The organism is Rhodococcus sp. EPR-157 (genome assembly GCF_001647195.1).
Taxonomy (GTDB): Bacteria; Actinomycetota; Actinomycetes; order Mycobacteriales; family Mycobacteriaceae; genus Rhodococcoides.
On the sequence record NZ_LVCV01000695.1, the window covers coordinates 1 to 6778 of the forward strand.

Annotated in this window: 7 protein-coding genes; 5 read left to right on the plus strand and 2 right to left on the minus strand. The window is 63.2% G+C overall.

The window, feature by feature from the left end; genetic code table 11:
• Positions 1-369: DUF222 domain-containing protein (locus A2J03_RS29580; RefSeq protein WP_156520658.1), on the minus strand; the 369-nt coding region annotated here is incomplete at its 3' end.
• A gap of 313 nt (positions 370-682) precedes the next feature.
• On the opposite strand from A2J03_RS29580, the gene A2J03_RS30795 reads away from it, so the two are divergent.
• Entirely contained in the window at positions 683-859 is a 177-nt protein-coding gene (locus A2J03_RS30795; protein WP_156520659.1) for a hypothetical protein, read from the plus strand.
• Positions 860-1133: 274 nt separating this feature from the next.
• Here A2J03_RS30795 and A2J03_RS29585 read toward each other — a convergent pair whose 3' ends face one another.
• Complete coding sequence (locus tag A2J03_RS29585) at positions 1134-2195, minus strand: endonuclease/exonuclease/phosphatase family protein (RefSeq protein WP_068381850.1); 1062 nt, start codon at positions 2193-2195, stop codon at positions 1134-1136.
• 167 nt (positions 2196-2362) lie between these two features.
• On the opposite strand from A2J03_RS29585, the gene A2J03_RS29590 reads away from it, so the two are divergent.
• The 4 genes from A2J03_RS29590 to A2J03_RS29605 all read left to right on the plus strand — a co-directional run.
• Entirely contained in the window at positions 2363-3160 is a 798-nt protein-coding gene (locus A2J03_RS29590; protein WP_068381853.1) for a TIGR03084 family metal-binding protein, read from the plus strand.
• A complete protein-coding gene (locus A2J03_RS29595) occupies positions 3157-4851 on the plus strand; it encodes an acyclic terpene utilization AtuA family protein (protein ID WP_068381858.1) in 1695 nt (564 codons plus the stop codon). Before A2J03_RS29590 ends, A2J03_RS29595 begins: the two co-directional genes overlap by 4 nt.
• On the plus strand, positions 4848-5996 hold the full coding sequence (locus A2J03_RS29600; RefSeq protein WP_068381860.1) for an acyl-CoA dehydrogenase family protein: 1149 nt from the start codon (positions 4848-4850) through the stop codon (positions 5994-5996). Before A2J03_RS29595 ends, A2J03_RS29600 begins: the two co-directional genes overlap by 4 nt.
• Positions 5993-6778: carboxyl transferase domain-containing protein (locus tag A2J03_RS29605; RefSeq protein ID WP_331712418.1), on the plus strand; the 786-nt coding region annotated here is incomplete at its 3' end. The genes A2J03_RS29600 and A2J03_RS29605, both read left to right, overlap by 4 nt.

Below are 6778 nucleotides of genomic sequence, written 5' to 3' on the forward strand. Positions count from 1 at the left end.
GCGGTAGATCGCGCGCACTCGTTGGAGATCGAGCTCTCCGGACTCGAAGGCTGCTCTGATGGCCGGGAAGCGCAGGCGTAGGTCCATTCCGATCTCGGAGTAGGTGTCTGCCACAGTTTTCGAGCAGCCCAGCACAGCTGCGATTTCGGAGGCCGCGTAGTTTCCGGCGTCGGTGAGATGTTCGCCGATCTGAATGGTCTGGTGGATGCACGAGTCCCAGATAGTAGCTGCAAGAGCGACTTTGCGCGCGCAGGCTTGATTCTCGATGACTGCCACATCCGAGCTCTCGGACAGTAGGGATCGATCGATGACGGGCTTTTTCTGCGGTCCTGCGTAGGCGGCGAATGCGCCCGCGAGACTTCCTGGCATTGTGTCCCCCGACCAATGAACTGCGGATACTGGTTCGAAACTATGTTCGATAGTACCGACTGGACTAGGTCTGGTCAAGTCAATTCTGTTGCGGCATAACATCATCGACTGGAGATGATACCATACATCATGGCACCGACAAGTTGAGTGAGGTTAGCCGCAATGCGCAGCGCTCGTACCCCTGCAGTGACTGGGCGGGGACGCCGACGAATTGCACGCTGAAATGCGTACGAAAAAAAGTCACGCGGATACGTGACCGATATTCCTTGTGAATCGTTCACACCGGTTCGGTGGGAGTCGCACGATTTTGGGAATGACGATTGCAGCCAAGCCTTGGGAGCGCCCCGTGCCCGAACGGTCGCAACTCCACTTGAATCTTGTCCCAGCATGCGTTGTGCACACGCTGGCAGCAGGCGAGTCTGCGGCGCTCACACTCGACTACGTGTCGCCGACCTGGCGGGTGCTGAATGTCGTGGCCTGTGGCGGATGAGAAGCAAGCAGATATCCCACAACCCCGAGGACGCGCCGTGGATCACGCGGTTGATGACCGACCCTCACGCCGCGGTGCCGGTCGGTGTTGCCGCGTTGACGCAACGCACCACTATCGCCCTGGCGCAACCCGGCGGCTGGGAGCGGTTCGGTGCCAATTCGGCATTCGCGAAGCAACCCAGTTGCCTGAAAGTATCGACGCGACAAGCGAATCCCGCATTTGTCCTGGAAACGGAAAACTCGGCTGTGGGGAGATCGTTCATTGCTCGAGAATGTCAGATCTCCAGATCCACCCACACCATGCGGTGGTCCGACGGGTGTTCGGCGCCGGCGGGCCAGTAGACCTCGGACCCGGAAACGGTCAGGTCATCGGACGGCAGTGCGTAGTCGACCCGCAGGTCGCCGGGCGTCGGGTCGGAGAAGTCCGCGGTGTCGTTCCCCTCGCCGGCTTCCGACGTCGGTGCCGGATCTTGGACGCGCGAATTGTCGAGAAGTTGCTGAATCGACCCGGTCACCGAATCGCCGTCGACGGGGTCGCTGTTCTGATCGCCGAGTACGACGAACGACGCGCCGGATTCCAGTCCGCCGCGTCTGCCGTTGTCGTCGTACAGATACTCGGCACCATCGATGTAGTCGGCCGTCAGCCTGATTTCGTCGTGATTTCGCTTGCCGTTGCGATCCTCTGGACCGTCGAACGACGGCGGCGTCGGGTGGGACGCAAGGATGTGCACCGTCTTTCCATCGATGTCCACCGGCACGTCCCAGTGCGACTTGCTCGACAGCCGTAGAGAATCGGAGTTCGCGCCGTAATAGTCCCGTGGCAGCAGTGAATTCGGCATGTCCTTCCACAGGAAGTTCTGGAACGTTCGAACCCCTGCAGTATCGATCGGGTACTTCGACAGAACGACCATGCCGTATTGGCCCGGGAACTGACCGAAGCCGTACGCGTCGTTCGGGCCCCCGACTGCACCATCTGCGTCGAGATCGAGCCCCGAGTCGACGCCGGTGTTCACCGGGGCGGTGAAGGCATACGGATACGCGCCGTCCAAGTAGTTGTCGCGGAACACGTCGAGAGCGTCGGCGGAATAGTCGAACTCGTTGATCAGGAGGACGTCGGGAGCATTCTCGGTGATCACGTCGGCCACCGCCCGGGCTTGAGCGTTCTCGCCGCTCAGATCCGTGAGCAACTGGCCCGCGGCCGCTCGGTTCAGGCTTGCATTGAACGTAGCGACCCGGACCGTGCGCGCTTCGTCGTCCTGCGCAGGTTCGGACGAGGAAGAACATGCGGTCAGCACGAGGGCGACGAGGACCAGTGGGGCAGCTACGGCGAACTTCACGCGACGCACGTTAGCGCTGTCAAGCAAACGCGAGGTGACCTGGATCCTCCAGCAGTGGCACGAACAAGTGCACTGGAATGCACTCAAACGTGCCACTGGGGGCGGAGTCCCCAAATTAACAAGCAGGCATGCTTGCTCTTTCCGGTCTGCGATGTGAAGCTTTCTTCATGGCCGACCTCGACTCCATCGTCGACGACCTCCGCGCCGAAGGCGATGCCCTCGACGCGCTGGTTGCAGACCTCACCGACCAGCAATGGTCGACTCCGACTCCCGCCGAAGGGTGGACCGTCGCCCATCAGATCGGGCACCTCTCCTGGACCGACAACGTCGCCGCGCAGACGACCTTGGGCGCGGCAGGCGATACGGCCGCCGCCGCGGAATTCGACGTGGCGCTGAAACAGGCATGGTCCGATCCGATGGGTTTCGTCGACACTGCTGCCGAGGAAGAATCGCGCGACCCACACCTGTTGGCGACGTGGCGCTCGCGTCGTCACGCGATGACCGACGCGCTCGTGGCGGTGCCGGCAGGGAACAAGATCCCATGGTTCGGGCCGCCGATGAGCGCCGCATCGATGGCGACCGCGCGGTTGATGGAGACGTGGGCCCACGGCCAGGACGTCGCCGACGCGCTCGGTGTCGTCCTCGAACCGACCGAGCGGATCAAGGGCGTCGCGCACATAGGCGTGCGCACCCGCGACTTCGCGTACGCGCTCAACCAGCAGACTCCGCCGGCCGAGCCGTTCCGAGTCGAACTCACCTCCCCAGGCGGTGAGCTGTGGACCTGGGGTCCCGAGGACGCCGCCCAGCGTGTCACTGGTTCGGCAGCGGACTTTTGCCGGCTGGTCACCCAGCGGGCGCATCGAGACGATCTCGACGTCACTGCCGTCGGCGCCGATGCCGAGCACTGGCTCACCATCGCCCAAGCCTTCGCAGGCCCTCCAGGAAGTGGACGACCCAAACAATGACCGTGAGGATAGGCAACTGTTCCGGCTTCTACGGAGACCGCATCTCCGCGATGCGCGAAATGCTCGAAGGCGGTGAACTCGACTACCTCACCGGCGATTACCTCGCCGAGCTGACTATGTTGATCCTCGGCCGTGACCGTATGAAGGACGCCTCCCGCGGATACGCCAAAACCTTTCTACGCCAGGCCGAAGACTGCCTGGGGCTCGCGCTCGACAAGGGAGTGAAGATCGTCGCCAACGCTGGTGGGCTCAACCCCAGCGGCTTGGCGAAGGCTCTCGACGAGCTCGGATCCGGAGCGAAGATCGCCTACGTCGAAGGCGACGACCTTCTCTCCCGTGCCCAGGAACTCGGCCTCGGCGCACCGTTGACGGCCAACGCGTATCTCGGTTCCTGGGGCATCGTGGAATGCTTGAAGTCGGGCGCCGACGTCGTGGTGACCGGTCGTGTCACCGATGCTTCGGTCATCGTCGGGCCTGCAGCTCATCATTTCGGTTGGTCGAGAACAGATTACGACGCGCTGGCCGGTGCTGTTGTGGCCGGTCACGTCATCGAGTGTGGGACGCAGGCCACCGGCGGCAACTACTCGTTCTTCACCGAGATTCCCGATATGGGACGTCCCGGATTTCCCATCGCCGAAATAGAGGCCGACGGCTCCTCGGTCATCACCAAGCACGACGGCACCGGCGGAGCGGTCAGCGTCGGAACCGTGACGGCCCAGTTGCTGTACGAAATCACCGGGGGCCGCTACGCCAATCCCGATGTCACCGCACGCATCGACTCGGCGATCCTCTCTACGGTCGCCAGCGACCGCGTCCGGATCAGCGGTGTGCAGGGCGAGCCGCCTCCACCGACACTGAAGGTCTCGCTCAATGCGCTCGGCGGCTTCCGCAACGAGTTCACCCTTATCCTCACGGGGCTCGACATCGAGGCGAAAGCCGAACTTGCACAGAAGCAGTTCGAAGCTTGGCTCCCTGCCCGGCCGACCGAACTGGACTGGACTCTGGTCCGCACCGACAAGCCCGATGCCGACACCGAGGAAACTGCAAGTGCTTTGCTGCGCTGCGTCGCCCGGGACAGTGATCCGAACATGGTGGGTCGCCAATTCTCGTCGGTTGCAGTGGAACTTGCACTCGCCAGCTACCCCGGATTCTCGTTGACGGCTCCCCCCGGCAACGGCGCGCCCTATGGCGTATTCACTGCAGGGTACGTCGATGCCGCAGAGGTGCCGCACGTCGCCGTGCTGCCCGACGGAACCCGTCGCGACGTGCCGCAGGCATCGGACACGAAGGAACTCGGACCTCTTCAGGAACCGGAACTGCCGGAGGCGCGCCCGGACGAACCCACTATTCGCGTACCTCTCGGTACCATCGCTGCAGCCCGCAGCGGCGACAAAGGTGGAAATGCCAACGTCGGCGTCTGGGTGCGCACCGACGACGAATTCTCATGGTTGGCAGCAGCACTCACGGTCGATCAGCTGAAGGTGATGTTGCCGGAGGCGAAAGCACTGACTGTCACCCGGCACGTCCTACCGCACCTACGCGCCGTCAACTTCGTGATCGAAGGCATCCTCGGTCAAGGCGTCGCCTCGCAGGCTCGGTTCGATCCACAGGCCAAGGGGCTCGGTGAGTGGCTGCGTTCTCGCCACATCGACATTCCCGAAACACTGGTATTTCAGGGAGAACTCGCATGACCATCTGGACCACCCCCGAGCGACTTCAGCTGCGAAAGACCGTCCGCAGCTTCGTCGAACAAGACATCGCACCGCACATCGATCAGTGGGAGTACGACGGCGAAATCCCACGCGAGCTGCACAAGAAGGCGGCGGCCCTCGGCTTGCTCGGCGCAGGGTTTCCCGAGGAGGTCGGCGGTGACGGGGGAGATCTCGCCGACGCCGTCGTCATCTGCGAGGAGATGCATCAGGCGGGCGCGTCGGGCGGATTGTTCGCGTCGCTGTTCACCAGCGGAATCGCCCTGCCGCACTTGGTTGCTGCCGGGGACCGCGAGCAGATCGAGAGATGGGTCCGCCCTACTCTGGCCGGCGAGAAGATCGGGTCTCTTGCCATCACCGAACCGGGCGGGGGCTCCGACGTCGGTCACCTACGCACGAAGGCAGTCCGAGACGGCGCCCACTACATCGTCAATGGCGCGAAGACGTACATCACCTCCGGATGCCGCGCGGACTTCGTCGTCACCGCGGTACGAACGGGTGGCGACGGTGCAGCGGGAGTGTCACTCCTCGTCATCGAGAAAGGCACTCCCGGCTTCGAGGTGACGAGCAAGCTCGACAAGATGGGGTGGCGGGCTTCGGACACGGCCGAGTTGTCGTTCGTCGATGCACGGGTGCCCGTCGCCAACCTCGTCGGCGTCGAGAACAGCGGTTTCGCGCAGATCGCGCAGGCCTTCCTGACCGAACGCATCGCCCTTGCCGCGCAGGCCTACGCGAGCGCACAACGCTGCTTGGACCTGACTCTGCAGTGGGTCCGTGATCGAGAAACCTTCGGAAAGCCGCTCATCGCAAGGCAATCGGTGCAGAATACCGTCACGGAGATGGCCCGCAAGATCGACGTGGCCCGCGTCTATACCCGCTCCCTCGTCGAGCGGTCCATGCAGGAGGACCAAGACTTCATCGCCGAAGTCTGCTTCGCGAAGAACACCGCCGTCGAGTCCGGCGAGTGGGTCGCCAATCAGGCGGTGCAGCTCTTCGGCGGACTCGGTTACATGCGCGAAAGCGAAGTCGAACGCCAGTACCGAGACATGCGCATCCTCGGCATCGGCGGCGGCACCACTGAAATACTCACCGGGCTGGCAGCAAAACGATTGGGGTACCAGGCATGAGCGTGCTGAAGTCCACCCTCGATACCGCATCGGAGCAGTTCACCGGTGCAACCGAGGCAATGAACACCAAGCTTGCGGAGATCGACGCCGAACACGGCAAAGCACTCCTCGGCGGCGGCGAGAAGTACATCGAACGGCACCGCAAGCGTGGCAAGCTCCTGGCCCGTGAGCGTATCGAATTGCTCGTCGACGAGGACTCGGCATTCCTCGAACTCTGCCCACTTGCGGCCTGGGGCAGCGACTTCCCGGTCGGCGCCAGCACCGTCATGGGAATCGGCGTGGTCAGCGGCGTCGAATGCCTGATCGTCGCCAACGACCCGACGGTTCGCGGCGGTGCAAGCAACCCATGGACTCTGAAGAAGGGATTCCGCGCCAACGACATCGCGACGCAGAACCGGCTTCCGGTCATCTCGCTCGTCGAATCCGGTGGTGCCGACCTACCCACCCAGAAGGAAGTATTCATCCCGGGCGGCCGTATGTTCCGTGACCTGACGCAGCTGTCCGCCCAGGGAATTCCGACGATCGCACTCGTGTTCGGCAATTCGACCGCTGGCGGCGCCTACATTCCCGGCATGTCCGATCACGTCGTCATGATCAAGGAACGCTCCAAGGTCTTTCTCGCCGGACCACCCCTGGTCAAGATGGCCACCGGTGAGGACTCCGACGACGAATCCCTCGGCGGCGCCGAGATGCACGCGCGAAAGTCCGGCCTCGCAGACTATTTCGCTGTCGACGAGCAGGACGCCATCCGAATCGGCCGCAGCATCGTGTCGCGTCTGAAC

What these genes read in the sequence shown, in the direction of transcription:
- A2J03_RS29595 (WP_068381858.1), top strand. Translation starts at nt 3,157, where the DNA reads ATGACCGTGAGGATAGGCAACTGTTCCGGCTTCTACGGAGACCGCATC.
- A2J03_RS29600 (WP_068381860.1), top strand. Translation starts at nt 4,848, where the DNA reads ATGACCATCTGGACCACCCCCGAGCGACTTCAGCTGCGAAAGACCGTC.
- A2J03_RS30795 (WP_156520659.1), top strand. Translation starts at nt 683, where the DNA reads ATGACGATTGCAGCCAAGCCTTGGGAGCGCCCCGTGCCCGAACGGTCG.
- A2J03_RS29590 (WP_068381853.1), top strand. Translation starts at nt 2,363, where the DNA reads ATGGCCGACCTCGACTCCATCGTCGACGACCTCCGCGCCGAAGGCGAT.